The organism is Thermoflexus sp. (assembly GCF_034432235.1).
GTDB lineage: Bacteria > Chloroflexota > Anaerolineae > Thermoflexales > Thermoflexaceae > Thermoflexus.
In genome coordinates, this window is the sequence record NZ_DAOUCJ010000110.1 from 49,445 (window position 1) to 74,037 (window position 24,593).

The window sequence follows — 24,593 nt, forward strand, 5'->3', positions numbered from 1 at the left end:
AACCGTTCACCGGATCCGCAGGGCGGTCAGGAAGCGAAGGGCCATTCCGGTGGTGGAAACGAGCATGGCGATCGCCGCCCCTACCCCACCCCATCGGGGGATGAGCGCCAGGTTCATGACGAGATTCGTAGTGGCCCCCAGCGCGAAGGTGAGCAACAAACGGCCGGATCGCCCCTGGCTGATCCACACGGTGGCCCCGAGGCCGGAGAGGAACGCCGGGATCCACGACCAGGCCAGCCATCGCAGCATGGGGATCGCCGGAAGATAGCGCGTTCCGAACGGCAGCCGGATCAGGGGATCGGCCAGCAGGGAAACCCCCATGGCCATGCCCGCCGCGAGGATCAGATATCCTCCCAGGATGCGCCGGGCGCGATAGGCCGGTATCTCCTCCCGGGCCAGTCGGGGGAGCAGCGCCACGGTGGCCGCGCTGTTGATCAGCAACCCGGTCTCATAGAACCGATAGGCCAGGCTGTAGAAGCCCGCCTCGGCGGATCCCCGCAGGCTGAGCAACAGCAAACTATCGGCGCGGGCGTAAAGCGCCCCCAGAAGGCCGAAGGCCAGCATCCTCACCCCCTCCCCCACCGCTTCGGGCGTCCACATCCGCTCCCTCCAGGATCCGGGGGCGGTTCTCATTCGCCGGGCCGCCATCCAGAGCCCGAACCCATCCAGAGCCATTGCAACCGCGAAACCGATCCACAGAGCGGTCCAGCCCCATCGCGCCGCCATCGTCATCCCGGTGAGCCCCACCGTGCGGGTCAGGAACACCACCGTGGCCGCGCGATCCAGACGGCCGGCCGCTGCCAGACGAGCGCCCTGCCAGGAGATCCCCAGCATCAGGAAAAGGAGGGGCGTCACCAGCGGCAGCTCCTGCCGAATGGCCGGAGGCACCACGGCTCCCCATGTGGCCAGCGCAGCGAGCCCCCACAGGCCACCGATCCATGCCCCGCGCAGAAGCAGATAGGTTCTCGCCCGCGGACCGTCCTGTCGGGCCAGATCCCGAACCATCAGCATAGAAAGGCCTGTGTCGCCGCTCTCATGGCCGAAGCGCAGCCAGCTCTGGAGGGCGCTGAAACATCCGAAGTCCGCCGGGCCTAACCAGTGGGCCAGCAGCAGCGTCTGGAAGAACCCCAGAACCCGGGACCAGAACAGCGCCATCCCCCAGAGGGCTGACTGAACGGCCAGCCGTTCCCGCCAGCGGGCGCCGATATGCCCGCTGGCCTGGAGCCGCGCGATGGACTCGATGCGCGTCCGCAGGCTCATCATTCCGGTATCCGGAGGGATCGGCCTCAGGATACCACGGGCCTGGCGGCCCGGCGAGCCATGCCCTCACGGCTGTTGCGCTCGAGCCGCCCTCTGTATACTGGAGGGTAGCCTGCCCATATCCCGAGCCGGAGGATTCCCACCCATGCGAGCCCATTTCCTTCCGCATCCCGCCGAAACCCCGTTGGAGCTGCCCGCCGAGGGCTGGCGTCAGGTTTCCCTTCCCCACCAGTGGACCCTGGATGGCGTGGAGGCGGAGGTCGGCTGGTATCGGCTGGAGCTGCCGGCGGCGGCAGGGGCCCGTCGCTGGGCTCGCCTCTACGCCGATTACTTCGGTCAGGCGTGGGCCGACAGGCAGTTCCTCGGCGCTCATGAGGGCTACTTCGAACCGTGGCTGCTGGAGCTTCCCCGGGAACCCCACACCCTCTGGATCCGGGTGGCGGCGCCGAAGGAGCCCTACGGAACCGTGTGGCCCCGCCAGAAGCATCAGATCAAGGGGATCTTCGGTCAGCACGACTGTCGCCCCGGGGGCACCACCGCCCGCGGTCAGGAGCGGGGGACCGGCGGGCTATGGGGCGGCCTCACGATCTTCGAGACCGGGCCGGTGGCCCTGCTCCACCTCACCCATCAAGCGTTCCAGCGCCCCTCCGGCTGGCGTGTACGGATCATGCTCACCGTGGACGCCCTCGAGGCCCGCCGCGCGGAGATCGCGCTTGCGCTCCACCCGGAGAACTTTGACGGCCCTTCCCATACAACGACCCGAATGGTGGAGCTGTCCGCGGGCCGACAAACCTTTTCTCTGATCTGGGATCTGCCGGAGCTCCCGCGCTGGGAGATCTGGGAACGGGGATTCCCCCATCTCTTCCGCCTGGAAGCGCTTATGGACGGCCAGCGCCTGACGGCTCCCATCGGCTTCCGAACCCTTGCCCAGGAGGATGACTGGCTGATCCTGAATGGGCGTCGCGTGTTCCTGCGGGGGACGAACATCATCCCCACCCAGTGGCTGGCCGCTTATACCCCGGAGGATGCCGCTCGCGATGCCCGGCTGCTGAAGGAAGCCCATCTGAACGCGGTCCGGGTGCATGCCCATCTGACCCATCCGGCTTTTTATGAAGCATGTGATCGGGAAGGGATCCTGGTGTGGCAGGATTTCCCCCTCCAGTGGGGCTATTCGGAGGATGAAGCCTTTATCCGGGAGGCCATCCGCCAGGCACAGGCGATGGTGGACCACTTTGGGGCTCATCCCTGCATCTACCTCTGGTGCGCCCACAACGAGCCCACTCACAACCGGCACACCCTGGCCCCTCTGGTCGCCGCGGCGATCCGCGCCGCCGATCCCACCCGGCCGGTGAAGGAGGCCTCGGACTTCCGGGAGCACCCGTACCCGGGCTGGTATTGGGGGCACCTCCGGGACTTCCAGGCGCTGCCCGGCGCGCCGCTGCCCTCGGAGTTCGGGGCGCAGGCGCTGCCCCGGGCAGAGCTCCTTCGGCGCGTCCTCGGCCCCGGCGCCTGGCCGCCGAAATGGGAGACATGGGTTTATCACAACTTCCAGCCGGAGCAGACTTTCCGGGTGGCCGGCGTGGAAATGGGGGAGAGCCTGGAGGCCTTCGTGGAGAACAGCCAGCGCTACCAGGCCCGTCTTATCGAATTCGCCATCCATACCTACCGCCGGGCCAAAGGACAGATCGTCGGCTACTTTCACTTTATGTTTGTCGAGCCATGGGAGGGGATCACCTGGGCCGTGCTGGACGTGGAGCGGGTCCCCAAGCGGGGCTATTTCGCTCTGCAGCAGGCTTCCAGCCCGGTGCTGGTCTCCATCGTCCCCTATGTGGAACAGGCCGGGGTGGGTCAGCCGCCCTTCCGGGAGATCTGGGTCATCTCGGATCTGGATCGGCCGTTATCCCTCCGGGTCTCGCTCCGTCTGGAAGGGCCGGTGGCGCTCCCCCTGGGCGAGATGACCGTGGATCTGGCCCCCCAGGAGGCTCGCTGTATCTTCAATGTGATGGAACTGTTCGAGGCGCCGCTGGAGCAGCGGGAGACGCTGGATACGGCCAGTGCGATCCTGCGGGAATTGCCGCCAGGCCGCTATCAGGTGATCGCCGAGGCCCGCGAAGGGGAACAGCTCTGGTCGCGCCACACCGTGGAGATCGAGTACCTGGAGCCGCTGGTAAAGGAAGAGGGCGGATTCTGGTGATATCCCGAAGACATGGGGGTGGGATGATGGGTTCCCTCAGCAGCCCGACCTGTTCCACCACTTCCCGGCGCACCAGCATACACGCTCCGGAGACCCAATCCACCTGAATGGGCTCTTTCACATCCCACCGATGCATCGGCCCAAGGCCCAGCAGGGCTTTAAACCCACGGGCCAGCAAATACCAGGGAGACTGATCCCTTCCGAAGGCAAACGGCTGGGCGCGCCCATCGGGCATCCGAAGCAGCGGGGAAAGCGCCCCTGCTTTCTCCCGGGATAGAAGCGCCTCCGCCGCGGCCTTCAGAGTCTCCGCCGAGGCCAGCACATCGCTGTTCATCAGAACGATGACCCGACCCACAGCCACGCGCAGCCCCAGGTTCATGCCCCCGGCAAAGCCGAGATTTTTCTCGCTCCGAATCAGCGTCACAGAGGGGAATTTCTCGGAAAGAACAGCGATCGTATCATCCGTGGAGCCGTTATCCACCACAATGACCTGCCAGCCCCACGAGAGCGTCCGCTCGTAGAGCCTCTCCAGGCATTGCATGGCCAGGTCGCAGGTGTTATGGGTTCACACAATGAGGCTCAGAAAAGGTTCGCCCATTGCCTTCTGTAAACACCAACGGTCTGAGCGGCCACCGTCTCCTGGCTATATAGGCGGGCCCGCTCCAGGCCTTTCGCTCGATATTCTGCCCGCAAATCGTGGAACTGCCGCAATCGCTCCAGACACACCGCCAGGGCTTGAGCATCCCCCTCTGGAAATATCAGCCCCGCCTCCCCCACCACCTCCGGGATCGCGCCGGAGTCGGAGCCCACAACGGGCACGCCGCAGGCCATGGCCTCCACCAGGATACGCCCAAACTGCTCTTTCCAGACCCTTGTCGTTCGCGAGGGGAGCACGACCACGTCCACCTGAGCCAGGATCTCCGGCATCTGCTCCGGCGCGACAGGCGGAATCCAGCGCACCCGCTCGCCGATCCCCAGATCCCGCGCCAGGGCCTGAAGCGCAACGCGTTGAGGGCCCTCCCCGATGAGCCACAGTTCCACCCCTGGGCCCAGAAGCGCCACGGCCTGGAGCAGGACGTCCAGACCCTTCTCCGGCACAAACCGTCCGGCATAAGCCACCCGAAAGGTGGTGGGATCGGTGCGGCGTTCCATTGGGCGGAAAATGCGGGTATCCACCCCAATAGGGGGGATGACCTCAGCCGGCCCCGGGTATCCCATCTCCCGGAGCACCTGGACGGCCCCCCGGCTGGCGCAAAGGATGGCGTCAGCCTCCCGCAGGGCGATCTGAGTGACCAGCCGGACATACCACTTTTTGGGGCGATGGACATTCTGCCAGGTGTGCAGGATGAGCTTCGCCCGGGGAGCGAACCACCGGCGGGCCAGGATGATCTGCAGGGCCGCCAGGCTATCCGGCTCCTCTTCGGCATGGATGATATGGGGTTGAATCACCCGCATGCCAAAGGTCAGGGTCCGGTAGAGCGCACGGTGAGGATCGTTCATCCGGCCCCATATGGGCACCCGGAGGACCGAACAGCCTGGCACCACCGGGTTCACGGGTATTTTTCCATACTCATCCTGCCAGACGGCGGGGCGGACCAGCCAGAAAGCCAGGCCGGGCTGGGCGGCCATCCACTCCAGCTTGCGCTCCATCGAAGGAGCGCGGTAGCGGGCGATGTGGAGAACCCGGATCACGCTGGCCGACACGCCAGGGCCTCCAGGGTTGCGAAAATATCATCCTGGGGATGAGCCGCTTTCTGCCACGCCCACCCCAGCAGGCGAACGCCCCGCCAGAGCATCAGGGCCAGCGTCCAGGGGCGGGCGCTGCCATCGGCCAGGGCGCGCGCAAGAGAGCGGGTGGCCTGCCGGATCCAACCGGGCAACGGTGGAAGCGGGGAAACTTTCCAAACGCGGATTGGAACAAGGCCCGCCTTCTCCAGCGCAAGCCGGAGGGAATCGGCCGTGAAAAGAACCAGGTGGGCTGGAGGGCGGTACGCCGTCCATGTCTCCGGTTCCCGCAGGGCCTGCCAGTGGCCGGCGTTCGGGGTGGAGAGCATCAGGAAACCCCCGGGCCGCAGGCGCTGGACCAGGCGCTGCAGTTGCGCAACCGGATCGGGGAGATGTTCCAGCACCTCCCACATCGTGATGACATCCAACTCGACCGGCGGCAGCCCGTCCACGGAAGTCACGATGGGGATACTCAGTCTGCCCGATGCTTTTGAGGCCATCTCCTCCGAGATCTCCACGCCCATCACCTCCCATCCATCGGCCCGGGCCAGTTCCAGGAAATATCCATCGGCGCAGCCGATATCCAGCAAACACCCCCGCCGGGGCAAGCGCTTTGACAAAACCCTCAGGCGCCGGCGAAAGTGAGGGGCCAGGGCTTTATGCATCGCCTCGTAATTCCGGTAACCCATATCTTCGTCCCCTGCGAAATAGCCCGGGTTCTGATACATGGCCCTGACTTGCTCAACCGGGGGCACCGGGGTGAGATAGATCGTCCCACAGCGACGGCAACGCACATATGAAAACTCCCGTCGACGGATCATCCGGGTGTTCCCTTCAGACCATTCACAGATGGGACAGGCGGCACGCTCGTTCACAGGATTAACCTCCGAACCAGGCATGGGAAAGCCGACCACGCCCGACGGAGCGGGCTGAACCCCAGGTCCCGTGCTTGATCCAGCAGGGCATCCAGCATATGGAGATGGATGAAGACCTCCCGCCGGGCCCGCCAGCGCTCCTCCTCCGACGCCGCGCGCATGGGAGCCAGGCGGCGGAAGCCCGGCGCGGAGACGATCTCGATCAGCTTCTGCATCCGATGAAGATACGTATGCTCACGCAGCGTTCGCCGCTGGCCGGCCCGGGCGATGGCTTCCCGCTCCTCGTCATGGGTCAGGTAGTAAGCGATTTTTCCCAACAGGTCCTCGTCGTCCTGATACACCACGATCTCCCGCCCGATCTCGAACAGCTCATCCAGCCCATTGGCGATGGCATCGGTCAGGACCAGCGCCCCGCATGCGGTTCCCTCGAAGATGCGCATGGTGACGTCGCCCGCGATGCTGCAGTTGAAGACGATGCGGGACTGGCTGTAAATGCGCCCCACCTCCTCCGGCATATAGGTCCGATAGAAGTCATTGGTGTGGAACCGTTCGGCGATCCGCTTGAGCCTCCGGGCGCGGGCGGTCCGGCGATGGGCCTGGGCGATGTTACCCACAAAGCCCACCTCATAGATGCGGGGAAGCTGATGATCGTAATGGACATCGGGGGCAGCTGCCAGCGGCAGCCAGTAGACCTGATCGTGACCCATTGCGCGCCGGAAGCGCTCCAGGTAATCCTTCTGAGCGATGAAGACCGCATCGAAGAAGCGGGCAGCCTGTTCCCGCCAGCGCCCCAGATGGACATCGATCAGGTAGCAGGCGGTAGGGATGGGCAGGCGCTCGATCCCGGGTGGGAAGTAGCGGCCGGCCGGATCGATCCAGAGGTAAAGGTCGGGTTTCTGAGGGAGGGCGGCGATGAGCGCATCCACGGGGACCGTGGTGTCATAGCCGGCGCGCTGGGCGCAGGGAAGGCCCACATAGATGACCTCATGGCCCAGGGCCTGCAGGGCCCGCTCCATATGGTAGCCGGCAGCGGTGGGAAACCAGCGGTAGCCCAGGGCGACGCGCATGGCGCTATATCGATATCTCCTCTCCGCGCAATGCCGCTTGAAAGACCGAGCCCAGGAAGCGACTGGCATCCAGGATTTCCAGGACCACCAGCCGCCCATCCGCCGTCAGGTGCGCGATGATGGAATCCCCATGCTCCGCATGATCAATGATGCCTTCCGACATCACTTCAATTAGAAGCCCATCTTCCTCCCGATCATATTTTAACGCTCCCTCCTGCCGGTAGACCGCTCCAGAACCTCAAACTTGTAACGGGCGTGTCGGGTGTAGCGGACGGCCATCGCCTTGCTCCCGGGCTCCACTACTGGCGGCTCATCGCTCGGTGAGCATCCGGCCCAGAATCCTGCGCACCTGTTCCCGGTCCCTGGTGGCGAAGTACCAGTCAATGGTGCGCTTCAACCCTTCCCGGAAAGGCACCTGGGGTTCCCAACCCAGGAGCTTCTTGGCCAAGGAGTTATCGGCCACCCGGTTCAAAGGACCTACGGGCATATCGGGCCGGAAAACGATCTCTGCCTTATGCCCGGTGTATTCCAGGATCATCTTCACCGCATCGATTACCCGGATCCGTTCCATCGTCCCCAGATTGATCGCCGTGGCGTCGTCAATTTTCTCTGCCGCCAGGATCGTCCCCCGCACGATATCGTCGATGTAAGTCCAGTTGCGGACCTGAGTGCCATCTCCCCAGACCTCAATCGGGTTCTGGCCGATGAACGCCTTGGCGATCAGCGCGATAATGGCGTGGTTTTCCACCCCGCGAGGCCCATAAACCGTAAAATAACGGCAGGAAACGGACTTCAGCCCATATTCCCGATAGTAGGCCTTCAGGGTCAGCTCCGCCATGAGCTTGGCCCACCCATACATGTTGTCAGCATCGTAGGGCGGCTTCACCAGATCCTCGGTGAGGTAGATCTCCTGATGGGGATCGCCCTGCAGGTAATTCGGGTAGACGCAGCCCGAAGAGGCGAAGACGACTTTCTCCACCCCCGCTTTCAGGGCCTCCCAGAAAATCAAACCATCCAGGAAGAGATTGGAGGCGGGCCCGGCCTGATGCAGATCCACATAGCCGCGCCCGCCATGATCGGCGGCCAGGTGGAAGACGATCTCAATGTCCCGCATGGCCATCCGGGCGACCCCAGGCTCCCGAAGATCGGCCTGGATAAATTCCACCGTGCCCCGGGCGAGATGGTGCTGGATATTCTCCAGTTTACCGCTGGAGAGATCATCCACGATGCGCACTTTCGCCCCGCGCTCCACCAGGGCGTCGGTGAGATGGGAGCCGATAAAAGAGGCCCCGCCGGTGATTAAAACCCTGCGATTCATCCAGAAAGACATCTCATGCCTCCTTTTGTAAAAGTCAGAACTTATGCCAGGCAGCGCTGACGCAGGAAGAGGAAGTCCCAAAGGGAGATGGACCGCGCAGCTTCAGTTCAGACTCAATATACGCCAATAGAAAGCCTCCAGCTCCTCCACCCGGCGCTCCCAGTTCAGATCGGTCTCAGCGGCCCGGCGCGCATTGCGCCCAAGCTCTTCTCGCAGCATCGCATCGTTCAACAAAAGCCGGATGGCTTCCGCAAATTGATCGCTATCCGTAGCCAGCAGGCCCGCTTTATATTTCCGGATCAGATCCGCCACATCGCCAACCGGGCTTGCCACGGTAGGGCGGCCAGCCGCCATGTAATACATCAATTTGCCCGGCAAACGCCCCCGGTTCGCGGCTCGATCCGTCAAGGGCAGGCACATCACATCCGCGCATGCCAGATACCAGCTCAGCTCTTCATCGGGGACGAAGTCCGTCTGCCAGAGGCGATCTGCGATGCCGAAAGATTGGGCCTGATGGAAAACCCGCGGGTTTTTGGGACCGATGACCATCAACCACACATCGGGCAACTGCCGGATCGCCGGCATCACGATCTCCATATCTCCCTGCCCCATGCCCAGAAAGCCGATGATCTTGCGATCCAGGGGGACGCCCAGACGCTGGCGGGCCTCATGGACGGGGATGCAGCGGATCAGGTCGGTGGCCGCGCCATTGGGGATGTGGACCACGCGGTCCGGCGGGACGCCCGCATCCAGCGCCCGCTGCCGGAGGACCGTGCTGATCGTCACCACCCCATCGGCCCACAATTTGGACCGCACTTCCCACCATTCCTCGAACCTGCCGATCGCGGGCACACGGCGTTTGGGGACATCGTTGATGCCTCCCGGTCCACCCCACCAATCCGCCCAGTCGGCAATAAGCCTTGCGCCCCGCAACCGTCCGACGAAACCGGGGAATGAGGCGTTGGGCTTGTGGTCGAACATATGGATGATATCGTAATGATGAGCCAGCGCATGCAGGCACCGGAGCAGATTATCCAGCGGCCCATACCCTTCGCCGCTGTAGTTCTGGCCCAGGTTGGGCATCTCGGCCACCCGGACGCCGCTGGCGATGGACCAAGTGGGTTTCCAGCGATGCTGTCGGGAGACCGTCATCAGGGTGACCTGGTGCCCGCGGCGGGCCAGGCCTCTCGCCAGATTCCAGGCCCGCTCGTAAGTGCCCAGGTAGCGATAATTATGGTTGAGGAAAAGCAGGCGCATCCGCTTGCCCATGGCGATTGATAGCGCGGTTTAAGCCCGTCTCCATCATCAAGACCAGCGACAAGACCACAAGAGCCTCCGAAATCAGGTATTTGGCCTGAGCCAGTCCCGTGCCCATTAGAAGCGACAGAACAATAGAATCGGGCACCCAAGCCGTCAAGAGCCCCAGGGCACACAGGATCAGGGCGAGGCCCCTCCGGGCATCTGGCGTTCTGTCCCTTGAGGCCGTGTATGCACATAAGGCGCTGGCTGCGATGGGCAAGAGCCATACTGTATTCATAACCCAGGTCAGCGGCGCAGACAATAGAATCAGCACCAGGGCGTTTTGCCAATACATCGCTTCCTCGAGGATTTCCAGTCTCGAAGGAATGCGACGGCAGATTTGCCACATCCATATTCCAGTAAAGAGACCCAGAAAGATCAGCAAGGAGAGAACAGAAAGCTGAAGCTCCAGCCCTATCCTCCGGAGGACGGCACCCAGCCCGCGAGCAAGACTTGCATTGGAGATCGCGCGAAAGGATTCAACCCGATACACCGCTCCATCTTTTTGGGTATATCCCTCCGGAAGCCAAGCACGTCGGGCTTGTATGACCTCGGCGGGCACTTTCATCGCTTCCGTCCCACCTTCCCCAAATCGAGCGATTCTGGGCAATTCTTTCTGCAGATATTCCAGGGAGAGATAGGGGCTCATGATCAACGAAAGCAGCACGATGCCGGATAAGCCAAGGACGTAACCTCCAACGACTGCCCACCTTCTCCGTACAAGCAGGAATGGGACGATGTAAACGCAATGCAATTTGATCAAGGTGGACATCCCCCAAAGGAATCCTGCGACTACATCCGTATGAGAGCTGTTCCTTGTAACCATTAACCAGATGGCCAGTGTAACCAGGAGCAATGTGAGACCATCAATCTGCCCTCGCTCGAGGAGAGGGAGCAGAGGATGAAATGTGCTTAAAAAACAATTAGAGTCAATATCCGTTCCGGGGTTATTTTTAAACTTATAGTTTTTACTGTAATGAATAAAGAACAGCAAACAGAAATAAGATTTAGTAGCATCCAGAGATACTTCGCCACGCCGTAAGGGAGCAGGGCTATGGGCTGAAACAGAACCGCAGCAAGAGGAGGATATAAGAATCGGCTGTGCTGGAAGGCATCCACTCCATCCCAGATGGGAGGATCACGGGTTACATGGTTCACATAAGGTGAGAGTCCATGATTGAGAGCTTCGCCGGCAGTGTAGAAAGCCGCGAAGTCCATTTGCAAACTTTCCTCTCCGAACCGAAGCAGGAAATACACTAAACGGATGATTCCAACTAATGCCCATCCGGCGAGAAGAAGCCTGAGAAATAACCTTCGCGCTGAGATACCGGTCCCATGTTTCATGATCATGCTTTCCTCATCAGCCTCCACACATACCTCGCTCGCTCCCCTATTTCCTGAGGCCGCAGGGCAACGGTTAGGCTGTAAAAGGTCAGGAAGGCCCACGAGATTTTGACCAGGAGTCCTGCCAGGAGCGGCAGGTCCTCCAACGGAATGAACCGAGAGGCCACCGCATAGCCCGCCAAGGTCAGGGTGCCGGCCAGCAGGGGCACCCCCAGCACGGAGCCAGGGTTCACCGTTACTTCCTGGCGGATGTAACGGTGGGCCAGGAGGATTCCCATGAGCAATGCCAGTCCCACCGCCGCGCAGGTCCCCAGGACGCCCCAGCGCATGGTCAGGGGGATTCCCGCAACCCCCAATACCCCCACCTGGCTCCAGAGCAGGGTGGCCGCGCGGGCAGGCCGGCCCATCGCGCTCAACAACACCCCCGCGTTCTCCAGATGGGGCCGCACCACGAAGAAGGCGATGAGGATCTGGAGGAAGAGCGCGCTGGGTCGCCACCGCTCCCCGTAGAGCAAGACAACGATCTCCGGCGCGGCGATGAAGACGGCGATCGCCAGCGGGATCGCGACCATCCCGATGGCCCAGGTCACCATCGTCACGGTCTTCTCCAGCCGGGGCCGGTCGTCTTGCAGACGAGCGTAGGTGTAAAAGGCCGGCCGCGCCAGCACGGCGTTGAACAACAACCCTGGCCACTGGGCCATCCGGTAGGCCCGATCATAGTAGCCCAGGGCCGTCACCCCAGCGAAGGTGCCGATCAGGAAATTGTCCAGCTGGGAGAAGAGCATCCCGCCCATCTGCCACAGGCCAGTAGCCGCTCCGAATCGCAGGAAATGAGACGCCAGATCGAAACGGAACCGCCATGGATCCTGCCACAGCGTGGATCCCTGACGCCAGAGAACCCACCACAGGCCGAGCCCGAGGAAGCTGTAAGCGGTGGTCTGCGCCACCAGGCTCCATACCCCACCCCCATGCATCGCCAGCCAGAAGGCGGGAATATAAGAGATCGGGAAGATCAGGCTCTGGTAGAGGCTGGTCAGCTCGAAGCGAAGGCGCTTTTCTAATAATGTGCCCGCAATGCTTGCGATCCCTTCCAGACAGGCGGCGACTGAGAGCGCCAGGGCGGCCCGCAACATCGGTTCCTCATATCCCAGAAGGCGCAACCCGGGAAAGGCGAGCCCCATCAGGATCACGCCGCTGAGGGCCGCGATCCCTTCCAGAGCCACATAGGTCCCAACGGATGCCCCCGTGGTCTCTTTATACTGCCCGAACGCATAGCCCAACCCCAGCTTGGTCTGAAGCCGCAGCAGCTGGGCAAAGAACATCGCCAGGGCGAAAGTCCCGAAGGCTTCCGGGGACAGCAGCCGGGTGAGGAGGATGTTGGCGGCGAAGCCAACGGCCAGGGTCCAGTAGGCGCTCAGCGCCACCCAGATCCCCCCCCGGACCGCCCGATAGGCCAGGGGTGTTTCCTTCACGGGATGCTCCAAGGGCGCTCCTTCCACCGCCGGACATGGAGTTTCGAGCGTGAGATCCGCAGCCGGTCTCCGCTCCATGCCGGAACCTTCCATGGCCTATTATGCGAACCCAGGCAGCGAATTCAAGAGGGGCACTGACCCCCAGCGGGCGGCGGGGTCAGGATCCGGGGGATCCGGGAGGGAAACGGTTTCCTGTGCGGGCGGGCGCGCCGGGAGGATGCCCACCCGCACAGGAGGTTCAGGAGCCCCAGGGCAGGCTCTGCCCGTTATCGCTGAGGCTGGGGCTGGAGATGGGGGAGGATCTGACGGAGCAGGCGCTCCCGGGGCTGATACCCGATGATGCGGGCGACCTCCCGGCCCTCCTTAAACAGGATGAGAGTGGGAATGCCCATCACCCCATATCGCATGGCCAGCTCCGGGTGATCGTCCACATTCAGCTTGCCGACCTTGAGGACCTGAGCATATTCCCGGGCGATCTGGGCCACGATGGGCTCCAGGGCCTTGCACGGCCCGCACCACTCCGCCCAGAAATCCACCAGAACCGGCTTCTCGGATTTCAAAACCTCCTGCTCGAAATTCTGCGCGGTGACCACGACTTCATGCTCGCCCATCGAAGATGCCTCCTGGAAGGAAGATGCTGGATCTTGAAGGGAAGAACCGTTTTGAGTCTATGCGCAGGAGGAGAGGTCGTCAAAAATTGGGGTTCACGTCTATGATGCCGATGGAAATCGGCCTCCTGAGGCGCTGCGCGCCCCGCGTTGGCCTCCGCCGACGCGAGGATGCTTTCTGGCCGGCGCAGGCCGGCCATCGGCTGGAGGCCCCTTGAGGTCGAATTCATTCGACGCCCTAAGGCTGGCCACAGCCGAAGGCCCCTCCGGGCAAATGCCAATGCCCTCGACACATCCCTACACTCATACTGGGACTTCCGGGATTGTCTGCAACGCCCTTCTCTCTTACAATACAACAAAGGCCATCCTGGGAATCGAATTCATTCTTTGAGGAGGTGATCGATGTCCACTGAGCCGATGTCCAGCGCCCCCTCCCCGGCGCCCCTCTCCCAGAGAGATCAGCTCCTGGCCATCCTGCCCTGGTGGATCTGGTTCGTCGGACTGGCGGCCTTTTTCGTCTCCGATCTGCATCCCCTGGCCCGACGCCATGCCCTGTGGGGGATGGGCTACAACCTGGCCCTCAGTGTCCTGTTTGGATGCTGCCCTCTGTTGTTCATGATCATCTCCGGGGCCTCTGGAAGCGACGCGCTCCGATCCCTCTCCACCCTGGGGGGCCTGGCCGCTTCATGCCTGGCGTTCCTGCTCTGGGCCGGCGTCGCTCTCCTGAACACCTACGCCGTGCTCCAGAACAAAGGGCCATGGCTGCAGGCATCGCCATAGGTCCACAGGCGGTGGAAAAACCCGTGGGGAGGGCGGCGTCGCCCTCCCCACGGGTTTCTATCCGGTGAGGAAACCTCGGTCAGCTGGTGGAGGAGACCCCGGAGGGCGCGAGCTCGCCGAGGTGGAGGACGCTGATGCGGGCGGCGACCTGCTGGGCGATGGCCCGCAGGGCCTGGGCGGCCGGGCTGTCGGGCGCGGCGATGACGATGGGCCGACCCTTCTCGCCCCCCTCCACCACCCGCGGGTCCAGGGGCACACTCCCCAGGAAGGGCACTCCCATCCGCTCCGCCAGCCGTCGCCCTCCATCTTTCCCAAAGATCTCCGTCACCTTCCCGCAGTGGGGGCACACAAACCCGCTCATGTTCTCCACCACCCCCAGCACGGGCACCTCCAGCCGCTCAAACATCCGCACCGCCCGCCCCACATCGCTCAAGGCCACCCCCTGGGGCGTGGTCACCACTACCGCCCCGGTCACCGGTGCCAGCTGGGCCAGGGAGATCGCCACATCCCCCGTCCCCGGCGGCAGGTCCACCACCAGGTAATCCAGCAGCCCCCAGTCCACATCGGTCAGGAACTGCCGCACCGCACTGTGCAGCATCGGCCCCCGCCAGATCACCGGCTGATCCGGCGGCAGCAGGAACCCCAACGACATCACCCGCACCCCATAGGCCACCGCCGGGAGGATTTTGTTGTCCCGCGGCGCCGGGATGCGGCTCACCCCCAGCATCTCCGGGATGTTCGGCCCATAGACATCGGCGTCCATCAACCCCACCATCGCCCCCATCCCCGCCAGGGCCACTGCCAGATTGGCCGCTACCGTGCTCTTGCCCACCCCGCCCTTGCCGCTGCCCACCGCCACGATATTCTTGATGGATAATCCCTCGATCGTCTGCAAACGGGCGTGGGCCGGCACCTGGGCGGACAGTCGCAGGTCCACCGCCCGCACTCCGGGCAGGGCCTGCAGGGCGGCGCGGATATCCGCTTCGATACGCTCGGTAAGGGGGCAGGCCGGGGTAGTGAGCACCACGGTCAGAGAGACTCGATCCCCCTCCACCTGCACGTCCCGCACCATTCCCAGGGAGACGATGTCCCGCCCCAGCTCCGGATCGATCACCCGGCGCAGCGCCTGCATCACCTGTTCAGTCGTTGGCATCCAAGCCTCCTCGCTCGCCCGACCGGACTTATGAGCGGACTGCTGCCTTCTCCCCCTTCTTCGCCTTTTCCGCCTCTTTCTCCGCCAGCTCCCGGGCCCAATCCGAAGGGTGGATCTGCGCATGGTAGGTGTCCGGCTTCAGCAGGCGCGGCAGGTCGAAGAGCAGGGATTCGTAGCGTTCGTAGGCGGAGAGCTCGTAGTCGTGGTCCATCTTGATGGCGTCGAAGGGGCAGAACTCCGCGCAGAAGCCGCAGGACATGCAAATCGTGGCGTCGATGTAGAAGGCCTCGGGCTCCGGCTTCGGGCGGCCCGTTTGGGGGTCCGTGCCCCGCACGATCCAGATGCACTGGGGCGGGCAGACCTTGGCGCAGATCCCGCAGGAGGTGCACTTGATCTTGTTCTCCTGGGTGTCGTAGACCAGGAAGGGGATGTAGCGGAAGTTCTCGGGCAGCGGCAGCTTCTCCTTCGGGTACTGAACGGTGAACACGCCGCGGGCTCGCGGGCCCTGGCGCGCCGGGAGATGTTGAGGCTGATAGCGCCCGCCCTCGAACAGATAGCGGACATCCTCGATGTAGGAGTAGATGAAATGCTTCAGCGTGACGCCGAGGCCCTTAAGAATTCCAAGACCGTAGATCATCGCGGATCGCCTCCCGCTCCCAGGCTAACGGTCGACCTCGCCCAGCACGATATCGATGCTGCCCAAGATGACCACCACGTCGGCCACCTTGTGGCCCTTGCACATCTCGTTCAGGGCGGTCAGGTTGATGAAGGACGGCGCCCGGATGTGGTAGCGGTAGGGGTTGGGGCTGCCGTCGCTGACGATGTAAAAGCCCAGCTCCCCCTTGGGGTTCTCCACGCGCCCATAGGCCTGACCCGCCGGCACGCGGATCATATATTGCTTCTTGCCCGCCTGGATCTCCCCCTTGGGGATCTGATCCAGGGCCTGGCGGAGGATGCGCAGGGATTGCCACATCTCATCGATGCGGATCAGATAACGATCGTAAACGTCCCCGTTGTAGCGGACCGCCACGTCGAAATCGAAGCGATCGTAGATGCTGTAAGGCTCCGCCCGGCGCACGTCGTAGGGGATGCCCGAGGCGCGCAGCACGGGCCCCGCCGTGCTGTAAGCCACCGCGAGGTCCGGCGGAAGCACCCCCACCCCCTGACAGCGCGCCTTGATCAGCTCGTTGTGGGTGAGGTAACGATCCAGCTCCTCGATGGCCCGGGGGAGGCGGTTATAGACCAGCTCCTTCGCCCGGGCGATCCAGTCGTCGGAGACGTCGTGGGCCACGCCGCCGAAGCGCATGTAATTGCACATCATCCGGGAGCCCGAAGCCTCCTCGAAGAGGTCCAGGATCAGCTCCCGTTCCTCGATCGCGTAAAGGGCAGGGGTGAAGAAGGCTCCCAGATCGTTGAGAAGGAACCCGATGGCCCACAGGTGATTCACGATACGGGTGAACTCGGCCATGATCACCCGCAGATACTCCGCCCGCTCCGGCGGCTTGATCCCCAGGAGCTTCTCCACGGCGATGGCGTAACCCAGGTTGTTGCTCATCGAACAGATATAATCGAGCCGGTCCGTGTAAGGCATGTTCTGGAGATACATATTCCGTTCGCCGATCTTCTCGTGGTTGCGGTGAAGATAGCCCATGACCGGCTCCAGGCGCACGATGGTCTCGCCATCCAGGGTGACCACCATGCGGAAGACCCCATGGGTGCTGGGATGCTGGGGGCCCATATTCACGACCAGCCGCTCGGTGCGCAGGCTCTTCGGCTCCACCCGCTCTCCCGTATCGGCCCGGGCGAACTGCCCCATGCCGATGTAAAGCAGCTCGTCCGAGGTGTCTTCCGCCTGGTCCGGATCCCAGTCCAGCGGATACTGCACGTTATCGTGCCAGAAGACCCGATCCTCCGCCCGGATGTGATGGCCCGAGGGCCAGCGGCTGCTGAAGGGCTTGTGTTCCTCCTCGTAATAAGGCTCCTTCCAGTCCTTTCGTAAGGGATGCCCGTAAAAACCCTCCCATAACAGGATCCGCTTGAGGTTGGGATGGCCTGCGAAACGGATCCCCATGAGATCCCACGCTTCCCGCTCCTGGAAGTCCGCGCCCGGCCACACCGGGACCAGCGAGGGGACTGTGGCCACATCCCGGGGGGTGCGGGCTTTGAAGACCAGCGGACCGCCCCCCTCCAGGCGATAGGCATGGTAGACGACCTCGAAATAGCCTTCCTGGATGTAATCGACGGCCGTCACGCTGGACAAATAGCGATACCCCAGCTCGTCCCGGATGAAGCGGGCCGCTTCCACCAGGACGTCATTGGCGATCACCACACCCTCATATTCGGCAGGCTGCACGGCATCGCCGAATCGCTCCTTCAGCACCGCCAGATCGCCTTTCAATTCCGCCAGCGGCGCCGCTTTGGTTTTGGTCGGCGTGGTCATCCCTTCCCTCCTCCTGGAAGAACGCTGGCTCAGGCAGAACCTGCTCGGAATGGAGGGAGGGGCGGAAGATCCCCTCAGCCCCCGGTCATTTATCCCCAGAGAGGGTTACGATGCGGCCTCTGCGGATGCCTTCTGCTGAGCCCGTAATTCCGCCAGACGGGCCCGGATCTCCGGCAGGCGACGCGGATCGATCAGGTCCGGCCCCAGGATGGGCACCGGGATGGCCTCGGCCTCCCCTTTTTGATACCAGGGGACCTCCCGCACGGACTGACGTTCGATCTTGGCGTAGAGCTTGAGGAGGCCGTGCAAGAGGGCTTCCGGCCGCGGTGGGCAGCCCGGCACGTAGACATCCACGGGGATGAACTTGTCGATGCCGGAGACCACGTTATATCCCTCCTTGAAGGGACCGCCGCCCGTAGCGCATGCCCCCATCGAGATCACATATTTGGGCTCCGGCATCTGGTTGTAGAGGCGAACGATCTGGGGGACCATCTTCTTGGTGACCGTCCCGGAGACGATCATGAGGTCCGCCTGACGGGGGCTGGGGCGCATCAGCTCCGAGCCGAACCGGGCGATATCGAAACGGCTGGCCGCCGCGCAGATCATCTCGATGGCGCAACAGGCCAGGCCGAACATCATCGGCCAGACCGAGCGCTTGCGCCCCCAGTTGTAAAGATAGCTCACGAACCGATCGATGGTGGTGACGAAGACATTGTTGCGGAGTTCGGAGGGAACCGGCAGGGTGTTCAGATCGCGTAGCTCATCCATGGGCGAGCACCTCCTCCAGCCATTCCCGCTGGATTTCCTCCAGCCGCAGGGGATCTTTCAGGCGCGGATCGTCCGCGAACTCCGGCAGGGCCACCACCCACCGATGCAGCGTCTCCCAATCCACCGAAAGGGGATCCACGTCTGGATGAGCGGCCCGCAGGGCCAGGGCAATCGGATAGGCGTCTTCCCAGTAAAGCGGCATCATGTGAATCTTAGCACAATGTGGGGGAATCAGGCGAATTCCTTGCATCCTCATCGGAACCCCCCGAGGGGGCGCCGATCCTGGCGATGGGGGGATCCCTTTCCGCGCTCTCCCGGGCGGCCTAAGGGCTGCTGGGGAATCGGACAGAGGCCGTTGGGCCTAAGAGAGGCCGAAGGCCCCTTGAAAAACCCCCGGACAAGGCGCCCCTGCCCAATGCCGGAAGCGCTCCCTACGGGATCGGGACCTGGCCGAAGGCCGTCGTGTCGATCTGGGCGCGCTGGAGCCGACCGCTGTAATCAACGTAAACCGCCTTCCACTCCGTGAAGAACTCGATGGCCGTCAGTCCCGCCTCCCGATGGCCGTTGCCCGTGCCCCGGGTGCCCCCGAAGGGGAACTGGATCTCCGCCCCGGTGGTGCCGTGGTTGATGTAGACGATGCCCGTGGTGATGTCCCGGATCGCCTGGAAAGCCTTATTGACGTCCTGGGTGAAGAGGCTGCTCGAGAGGCCGTAGTTCACCGCATTGTTTATGCGGATGGCCTCCTCAAGATCCTTCGCCTCAATGATAGAGAGGACCGGGCCGAAGATCTCCTCCTGGGCGATCCGCATGTCGGGCCGAACCTGATCGAAGATCGTCGGCTCGTAGAAGAACCCTTTCCCGTTCACCTTTACCGGGTTGCCGCCGCACAGCAACCGGGCCCCCTCGGCTTTCCCGATCTCCACATAGCTGTGAACCTTCTTCACGGCCGCCTCGTTGATCAGCGGCCCCACGTCTGTGGTCGGCTCCAGGCCGTTCCCCAGCCGTAACCCCTTCGCCCGCTCCACCAGCATCTCGGTGAATTTCTCCTTGATGGGCTTGTGGAGGATCAACCGGGAACAGGCCGTGCATCGCTGTCCAGTGGTCCCGAAGGCCGCCCACAGGGTGGCCTCGAGGGCCAGCTCCAGGTTGGCATCCTCCATCACGATGATGGCGTTCTTGCCGCCCATCTCCAAGGACACCCGCTTGAGGTGTCGGGCCGCCCGGGCGTAGAGGTCCCGGCCGACCTCGGTGGAGCCGGTGAAGGAGATGGCTTTCACGGTGGGATGCTCCACCAGGGCGTTGCCCACCGTGGGGCCAGGGCCGATGACCAGGTTCAGGACGCCCGGAGGAAGCCCCGCCTCCTCGAAGATCCGCACGAACTCCGCGGCGGTGGCGGGCGTGTCCGTGGCGGGTTTGAAGATCACGGTGTTGCCGGCGACCAGGGCGGGGAAGATCTTCCAGGAGGGGATGGCGATGGGGAAGTTCCAGGGGGTGATGCAGGCGACGACCCCGATCGGATCCCGGATGGCCATGCCGAATTTGTTCGGCAGCTCCACGGGGGCGGTATAGCCCAGAAGCCGGCGGCCTTCCCCTCCGATATAGAAGGCCATGTCGATGGCCTCCTGGACATCGCCCCGGGCCTCCGGGAGCACCTTCCCCATCTCCTGGGTCAGCAGCCGGGCGATCTCCTCCTTCCGCTCGACGAGCAATTGCCCCACGCGATAGAGGATCTCCGCCCGCTTGGGCGCGGGGACCTTCCGCCACTTCTCGAAGGCCGCCGCAGCCGCCTCCACGGCTGCCTCCACATCCCGCTCATCGGATTTCACCACCTCGGCTACCGGCTCCTCGGTAGCCGGGTTGATGTCCAGATAGCGAGCCTCCGAATGGGATTCCACCCATTTCCCATTAATGTAATTCCGGATCAGCATGGGGGCCCCCTCGGCGCACATGGTTGCGTGGGGATTATAGGCCCGGCCGGGAGCCCGTGTCAACCGGTGCCGCACCGCGCTGACCTGATAGAGCTCCCCCCTGCCCTACTGGGAACAGCTCTCCATCCGCAATTCCAGACGAGAATCGCCCCTTCCTCCTTCCCTGGAGTTGGTCCGGGCCCCCCAGCTGCCAGCCGGGGCGCGTTGGGCGGAGGTCTTCCGATTGCGGGTGCCCGAGACCGCCGGCCCTACCCGGCACGATTACACGGTTTTCACTCACATCCTGGAGCCGCCCCAAACCATCTGGGGGCAGGAGGATCGACCGCCAACCTCACCCACGTCCCAGTGGCAGGCGGGGGTGGTGTATCCAGAGACCTACACGCTGCGGGTGAAGCCGGAGACGCCGCCAGGCTTCTACGAGATCGAGATCGGCCTCTACCGGCCAGACACCGGCGAGCGCCTCCGTCTTCCGGATGGACGAGATTCCCTGCTTCTGAGCAGGATCCGCGTTCAGTAAGCCTGCGGCGACCAGAACAGGATCGCTCTCCCTGCTTACGGGCTGGGATCCATAACAAGGGCCCGGGCCGGCTTTTCCCCCTTCAAGTATAATGTCCGTGAAAAGATTCACATGAGGGATCAGCCATGTTCACTCACGTGCGTGTCCCGGAAGATGGGAAGAAGATCGAGGTGCGGAACGGTCAGCTCGTGGTCCCGGATCACCCGATCATCGGCTACATCGTGGGCGATGGGACGGGGCGGGACATCATGCCGGCGGCGATGAAGGTCTGGAACGCCGCCGTGCAGAAGGTTTATGGGGGGCAGCGGAAGATCGCATGGGTCCGCCTCTATGCCGGCGAGGATGCCGAGGAGCTGTATGGGGAACGCCTCCCCGAGGAAACCCTGCGCGCGATCCGGGAGTTCGTGGTGGCCATCAAGGGTCCCCTCACCACCCCAGTCGGTTACGGCTGGCGCAGCGTCAACGTGCAGCTCCGTCAGAAACTGGATCTCTATGCCTGTGTGCGTCCGGTCAAGTGGTATCCGGGAGTCCCCTCTCCCCTGAAGGAGCCTCATAAGGTCAACATGGTGGTGTTCCGCGAGAACACCGAAGACGTTTACGCCGGGATCGAATGGGAAGCGGGCTCCCCGGAGGCCAAACGGGTGGCCGCCTATCTGAAGCGGACCTTCAAGATCACCCTGCCGCCCAACACCGGCATCGGGGTTAAACCCATCAGCGAGGGGGCCACCAAGCGGCTGGTGCGCAAGGCCATCCGCTACGCCCTGGAGAACGGCCGGCGCAGCGTCACCCTGGTCGGCAAGGGGAACATTATGAAATACACGGAGGGGGCCTTCATTCGCTGGGGCTATGAGGTAGCCCGGGAGGAGTTCGGGGATGTGACCATCACCGAGGCCGAGGTAGCGGAGGGCAAGCCGGCCGAGGGGAAGATCATCATCAAGGACCGCATCGCCGATGCGATGTTCCAACAGGTCCTGCTCCGCCCCGAGGAATACGACGTGATCGCCACCCCCAACCTCAACGGCGATTACCTCTCCGAGGCCCTGGCGGCGATGGTGGGCGGGGTGGGCATCGCGCCGGGCGCCAACATCGGGGACGCCCTGGCCGTCTTCGAGGCCACCCACGGCTCCGCGCCCAAATACGCCGGGCTGGACAAGGTGAACCCGGGCTCGCTGCTGCTCTCCGGGGTGATGATGTTCCGTTACATCGGGTGGAACGAGGCCGCCGACGCCATCGAGGCCGCCTTCACCCGGACCATCCAGCAGAAAATCGTCACTTACGACCTGGCCCGCCTGATGGAAGGCGCCCGCGAGGTCCGCACCAGCGAGTTCGCTGACGCCGTCGTGGCCAATCTCTGATGCCCTGTCCGTAAGGGCCGGGGGGCCCAGGCGCCCTCCGGCCTTTTGCTCGATGAGGGCTGGAAAGCGCGCTGCTTTCTGAATCCCCTGGAAAAAAGGAGCGAACCCTATGGACGATGCGATTGTGGTTGCATTGTTCCGATGCCCAGGCCACCGGATCCCCATGGAATCCGTTTCCGCTCTCCGCGTGGAAGCCGGCTACGGCATCGTGGGCGACTCCCATGCCCGGGAGGGATCTCTCCGTCAGATCCTGCTGATGGACCAGGAAACCCTGGACGCCCTGGATCTTCCGCCAGGAGCTGTGCGGGAGAACATCACCGTGCGGGGCCTCCCTCTTCACGCCCTTCAACCCGGAGAACACCTCCGGGTCGGCGAGGCTTTGCTGGAGATCACCAAACCCTGCACGCCATGTTCGCGTATGGAGGAGATCCGGCCCGGGCTGCAGGAGGCCCTCCGCGGCCGCCGCGGCATGCTTGCCCGAGTGCTGGAAAGCGGATGGATTCGCCGGGGCGATCTCATCCGGATCGAGTCCCGCGAAACATCCCCTTGACCCCCTTATGGCTTCCTAAAGCCCAAAATTCCCTTTTTCACAAATTTGTGATATATCAGAAGCGACAGAGCAGCACCGAGGCGGGGGTCGGTGAAATGGCTACCGTGCAAAAGGTTCCAGATATTGTGGTGGGGCGGCTGCCTGTGTATCTGCGGGCCCTTCAGGTGATGGCCGCCGAGGGCCGGGAGATCACCTCATCCCAGGAGCTGGGGGAACGCCTGGGGATCAGCTCGGCGCAAATCCGCAAGGACCTCTCGTATTTTGGCACCTTCGGCAAACAGGGGACCGGATATCGCATCCCGGATCTGATTGAACACCTGAAGCGCATTCTGAAAGTGGATCGAACGTGGGATATGATCCTGATCGGGGCGGGCAACCTGGGGCACGCCCTGGCCCAGTATCAGGGCTTCACCCCCCGGGGGTTCCGGCTGGTGGCGATCTTCGACAACGATCCGGAGAAGATCGGACGGCCGATCGGGCCCCACATCATTCGGGATGTGCAGGAGCTCCCTGCGTTCGTGCGGGAGCATGGCATTCAGATCGCCATGATCGCCGTTCCAGCCTCCGCTGCCCAGCAGGTGACCGATCTCTGCGTGGAGGCCGGCATCCGCGCGATCCTGAACTACGCCCCAATCCACCTGAAGGTCCCACCCGGGATCCTGGTGCAATATATTGATCCCGCTATCCATCTCCAGCAAATGACCTATTATCTGGATGACCCGGCTTGAGGCGCTCTTTCCCACCGGGAGATCAGGGCGCGGCTGGAGGTGAGGGCAAGGGGCGCCGCGGGGAAAGCTCCGCCCGGGGGAGCGAAAGGACCGGGGGGAGGCGCCGCCCCGTATCCTGCCCGCATAGACAACAAGCGCTCGCTCATGAAATCCGCCCGAACGGAGCAAGATAGTGCCTGACCCTTCGACCCCTGGCAAAAAGTTCATCGCCATCGCGGGGAACATCGGGGTGGGAAAATCCGCGCTGACCGAACGGCTCGCCGCGGCGCTCGGATGGGAGCCGTTCTTCGAGGCGGTGGACGACAATCCCTACCTCGCGGATTTCTATCAGGACATGGCCCGCTGGGGGTTTCACTCCCAGATCTTCTTCCTGGGACGGCGGCTCCGGCACCATGTCCTCCTCCTGCAACGGCCTCACTCGGTGATCCAGGATCGCACGATCTACGAGGATGCCGAGGTCTTCGCCAGAAACCTGTATGAACGGGGGGATCTGAGCGAGCGCGACTGGCGGGTCTACCGGGAGCTCTATGAAACGCTGTTGATGTTCCTCCCACCTCCTGACCTTGTGCTCTATCTCCGGGCCTCTGTTCCGACCCTCCAGCGCCGCATCGCCCTGCGGGGCCGCGCCTTCGAACGGGCGATCTCAGCGGATTACCTGGCACGCCTGAACGATCTCTACGAGGAATGGATCCGGCGCTTCGATCTGTGCCCGGTCCTCACTATCCCGGCCGACCGGCTGGATTTCGTTCAGCATCCCCGCCATCTGCGCCTGATCGTAGACAAGGTAATGGAGAAGCTTCAGGGGAAGGAAGAAGTCACCTTTGACGACGCCATGGATGATCTTCTCCACGAAAAACTGCCCTCCTGATGGATGAAGCGATATCTCGCTGAAGGCTCCGGAGGCTGCGAAAAAGCTCAGGAAACGTGCCTCTCCCCCCGCGTCGTCCCGCGGCCCGGGGAAGTAGAGAAGAGCGCATATTTTTCTCCTCCTCGCCTCATGGTTGCGCGAATGAATTTCCCTTGTTATACTTGGGGGAAAAGCTCAGGGCGGCGGCTTGCCTTCGCCGCGCGGAGCGCCCTGGAGCTGCCTCGACAACGGAATAAGAGCGCCGCTCTTATCCAGAGTGGGTGGAGGGACCCGGCCCGATGAAGCCCCGGCAACCTGCCCGCCGAAGTCCGCGGCCGACCGGCGAACGGCCGCGCGGGTAAGGT

At 63.4% G+C, this 24,593-nt stretch carries 23 protein-coding genes and 3 pseudogenes; 7 read left to right on the forward strand and 19 right to left on the reverse strand.

All coding sequences use genetic code 11. From position 1 onward, the window contains the following. Positions 1-6 precede the first annotated feature (6 nt). On the reverse strand, positions 7-1,260 hold the full coding sequence (locus VAE54_RS13230) for a polysaccharide biosynthesis C-terminal domain-containing protein (RefSeq protein WP_322802448.1): 1,254 nt from the start codon (positions 1,258-1,260) through the stop codon (positions 7-9). A gap of 145 nt (positions 1,261-1,405) precedes the next feature. On the opposite strand from VAE54_RS13230, the gene VAE54_RS13235 reads away from it, so the two are divergent. Continuing rightward, entirely contained in the window at positions 1,406-3,454 is a 2,049-nt protein-coding gene (locus VAE54_RS13235; protein WP_322802449.1) for a glycoside hydrolase family 2 TIM barrel-domain containing protein, read from the forward strand. Positions 3,455-3,500: 46 nt separating this feature from the next. Here the strand turns inward: VAE54_RS13235 and VAE54_RS14705 are convergent. The 11 genes and pseudogenes from VAE54_RS14705 to trxA form a co-directional block, all read right to left on the reverse strand. After that, positions 3,501-4,004 (reverse strand): annotated as a pseudogene (locus VAE54_RS14705) (glycosyltransferase); the annotation flags it as partial. A 29-nt stretch (positions 4,005-4,033) separates the two neighbouring features. Then, positions 4,034-5,158 carry a glycosyltransferase gene (locus tag VAE54_RS13240; protein ID WP_322802450.1) on the reverse strand — a complete coding sequence of 375 codons (1,125 nt, stop codon included), beginning with the start codon at positions 5,156-5,158 and terminating at the stop codon, positions 4,034-4,036. Then, on the reverse strand, positions 5,143-6,054 hold the full coding sequence (locus VAE54_RS13245) for a class I SAM-dependent methyltransferase (RefSeq protein WP_322802451.1): 912 nt from the start codon (positions 6,052-6,054) through the stop codon (positions 5,143-5,145). The genes VAE54_RS13240 and VAE54_RS13245 overlap by 16 nt, the downstream gene beginning before the upstream one ends. Next, positions 6,051-7,121: a CgeB family protein gene (locus VAE54_RS13250; RefSeq protein ID WP_322802452.1), complete on the reverse strand. Its 1,071-nt coding sequence runs from the start codon at positions 7,119-7,121 to the stop codon at positions 6,051-6,053. The genes VAE54_RS13245 and VAE54_RS13250 overlap by 4 nt, the downstream gene beginning before the upstream one ends. Before the next feature lie 4 nt (positions 7,122-7,125). Next, positions 7,126-7,311, reverse strand: a pseudogene (locus VAE54_RS13255) (DUF2283 domain-containing protein); the annotation flags it as partial. 120 nt (positions 7,312-7,431) lie between these two features. Next, positions 7,432-8,451 (reverse strand): NAD-dependent epimerase/dehydratase family protein, encoded by a 1,020-nt coding sequence (locus VAE54_RS13260; RefSeq protein WP_322802453.1) that lies wholly within the window; start codon positions 8,449-8,451, stop codon positions 7,432-7,434. 90 nt (positions 8,452-8,541) lie between these two features. After that, positions 8,542-9,696, reverse strand: a complete 1,155-nt coding sequence (locus tag VAE54_RS13265; protein WP_322802454.1) for a glycosyltransferase family 4 protein — start codon at positions 9,694-9,696, stop codon at positions 8,542-8,544. Further along, positions 9,671-10,732: a glycosyltransferase family 87 protein gene (locus VAE54_RS13270; RefSeq protein ID WP_322802455.1), complete on the reverse strand. Its 1,062-nt coding sequence runs from the start codon at positions 10,730-10,732 to the stop codon at positions 9,671-9,673. Before VAE54_RS13270 ends, VAE54_RS13265 begins: the two co-directional genes overlap by 26 nt. Then, entirely contained in the window at positions 10,651-11,088 is a 438-nt protein-coding gene (locus VAE54_RS13275) for a glycosyltransferase family 87 protein (RefSeq protein ID WP_322802456.1), read from the reverse strand. Before VAE54_RS13275 ends, VAE54_RS13270 begins: the two co-directional genes overlap by 82 nt. Beyond that, positions 11,085-12,554 (reverse strand): oligosaccharide flippase family protein, encoded by a 1,470-nt coding sequence (locus VAE54_RS13280; RefSeq protein WP_322802457.1) that lies wholly within the window; start codon positions 12,552-12,554, stop codon positions 11,085-11,087. The genes VAE54_RS13275 and VAE54_RS13280 overlap by 4 nt, the downstream gene beginning before the upstream one ends. 266 nt (positions 12,555-12,820) lie before the next feature. Beyond that, the gene (trxA, locus tag VAE54_RS13285) at positions 12,821-13,165 is read right to left on the reverse strand and encodes a thioredoxin (protein WP_322802458.1); all 345 of its coding nucleotides are present in this window, start codon (positions 13,163-13,165) and stop codon (positions 12,821-12,823) included. 399 nt (positions 13,166-13,564) lie between these two features. Here trxA and VAE54_RS13290 point away from each other — a divergent pair, with 399 nt between their 5' ends. After that, positions 13,565-13,942, forward strand: coding sequence for a hypothetical protein (locus VAE54_RS13290; protein WP_322802459.1), 378 nt, complete (start codon positions 13,565-13,567; stop codon positions 13,940-13,942). Positions 13,943-14,021: 79 nt separating this feature from the next. Here the strand turns inward: VAE54_RS13290 and VAE54_RS13295 are convergent, their stop codons facing one another. The 7 genes and pseudogenes from VAE54_RS13295 to VAE54_RS13320 form a co-directional block, all read right to left on the reverse strand. Continuing rightward, positions 14,022-15,095: an Mrp/NBP35 family ATP-binding protein gene (locus VAE54_RS13295; RefSeq protein ID WP_322802460.1), complete on the reverse strand. Its 1,074-nt coding sequence runs from the start codon at positions 15,093-15,095 to the stop codon at positions 14,022-14,024. 28 nt (positions 15,096-15,123) lie between these two features. After that, positions 15,124-15,732 (reverse strand): 4Fe-4S binding protein, encoded by a 609-nt coding sequence (locus VAE54_RS13300; protein ID WP_322802461.1) that lies wholly within the window; start codon positions 15,730-15,732, stop codon positions 15,124-15,126. Between the two features lie 24 nt (positions 15,733-15,756). Next, positions 15,757-16,911 (reverse strand): NADH-quinone oxidoreductase subunit D, encoded by a 1,155-nt coding sequence (locus tag VAE54_RS14710; RefSeq protein WP_376788734.1) that lies wholly within the window; start codon positions 16,909-16,911, stop codon positions 15,757-15,759. 174 nt (positions 16,912-17,085) lie between these two features. Continuing rightward, positions 17,086-17,535, reverse strand: a pseudogene (locus tag VAE54_RS14715) (NADH-quinone oxidoreductase subunit C); the annotation flags it as partial. Between the two features lie 105 nt (positions 17,536-17,640). Then, a complete protein-coding gene (locus VAE54_RS13310; RefSeq protein ID WP_322802463.1) occupies positions 17,641-18,303 on the reverse strand; it encodes an NADH-quinone oxidoreductase subunit B in 663 nt (220 codons plus the stop codon). Continuing rightward, a complete protein-coding gene (iscX, locus tag VAE54_RS13315; RefSeq protein ID WP_322802464.1) occupies positions 18,296-18,505 on the reverse strand; it encodes a Fe-S cluster assembly protein IscX in 210 nt (69 codons plus the stop codon). The genes VAE54_RS13310 and iscX overlap by 8 nt, the downstream gene beginning before the upstream one ends. A 229-nt stretch (positions 18,506-18,734) precedes the next feature. Further along, on the reverse strand, positions 18,735-20,231 hold the full coding sequence (locus VAE54_RS13320) for an aldehyde dehydrogenase family protein (protein WP_322802465.1): 1,497 nt from the start codon (positions 20,229-20,231) through the stop codon (positions 18,735-18,737). Positions 20,232-20,454: 223 nt separating this feature from the next. Here VAE54_RS13320 and VAE54_RS13325 point away from each other — a divergent pair, with 223 nt between their 5' ends. From VAE54_RS13325 to VAE54_RS13345, 5 genes are all read left to right on the forward strand, one after another. Continuing rightward, complete coding sequence (locus tag VAE54_RS13325; RefSeq protein ID WP_322802466.1) at positions 20,455-20,748, forward strand: hypothetical protein; 294 nt, start codon at positions 20,455-20,457, stop codon at positions 20,746-20,748. A 125-nt stretch (positions 20,749-20,873) separates the two neighbouring features. Next, positions 20,874-22,103 carry an isocitrate dehydrogenase (NADP(+)) gene (icd, locus tag VAE54_RS13330; protein WP_322802467.1) on the forward strand — a complete coding sequence of 410 codons (1,230 nt, stop codon included), beginning with the start codon at positions 20,874-20,876 and terminating at the stop codon, positions 22,101-22,103. 109 nt (positions 22,104-22,212) lie between these two features. Further along, complete coding sequence (locus VAE54_RS13335; RefSeq protein ID WP_322802468.1) at positions 22,213-22,653, forward strand: MOSC domain-containing protein; 441 nt, start codon at positions 22,213-22,215, stop codon at positions 22,651-22,653. Continuing rightward, positions 22,599-23,381, forward strand: coding sequence for a redox-sensing transcriptional repressor Rex (locus tag VAE54_RS13340; RefSeq protein ID WP_322802469.1), 783 nt, complete (start codon positions 22,599-22,601; stop codon positions 23,379-23,381). The genes VAE54_RS13335 and VAE54_RS13340 overlap by 55 nt, the downstream gene beginning before the upstream one ends. Before the next feature lie 172 nt (positions 23,382-23,553). Next, positions 23,554-24,249 carry a deoxynucleoside kinase gene (locus tag VAE54_RS13345; RefSeq protein ID WP_322802470.1) on the forward strand — a complete coding sequence of 232 codons (696 nt, stop codon included), beginning with the start codon at positions 23,554-23,556 and terminating at the stop codon, positions 24,247-24,249. Positions 24,250-24,593 lie beyond the last annotated feature (344 nt).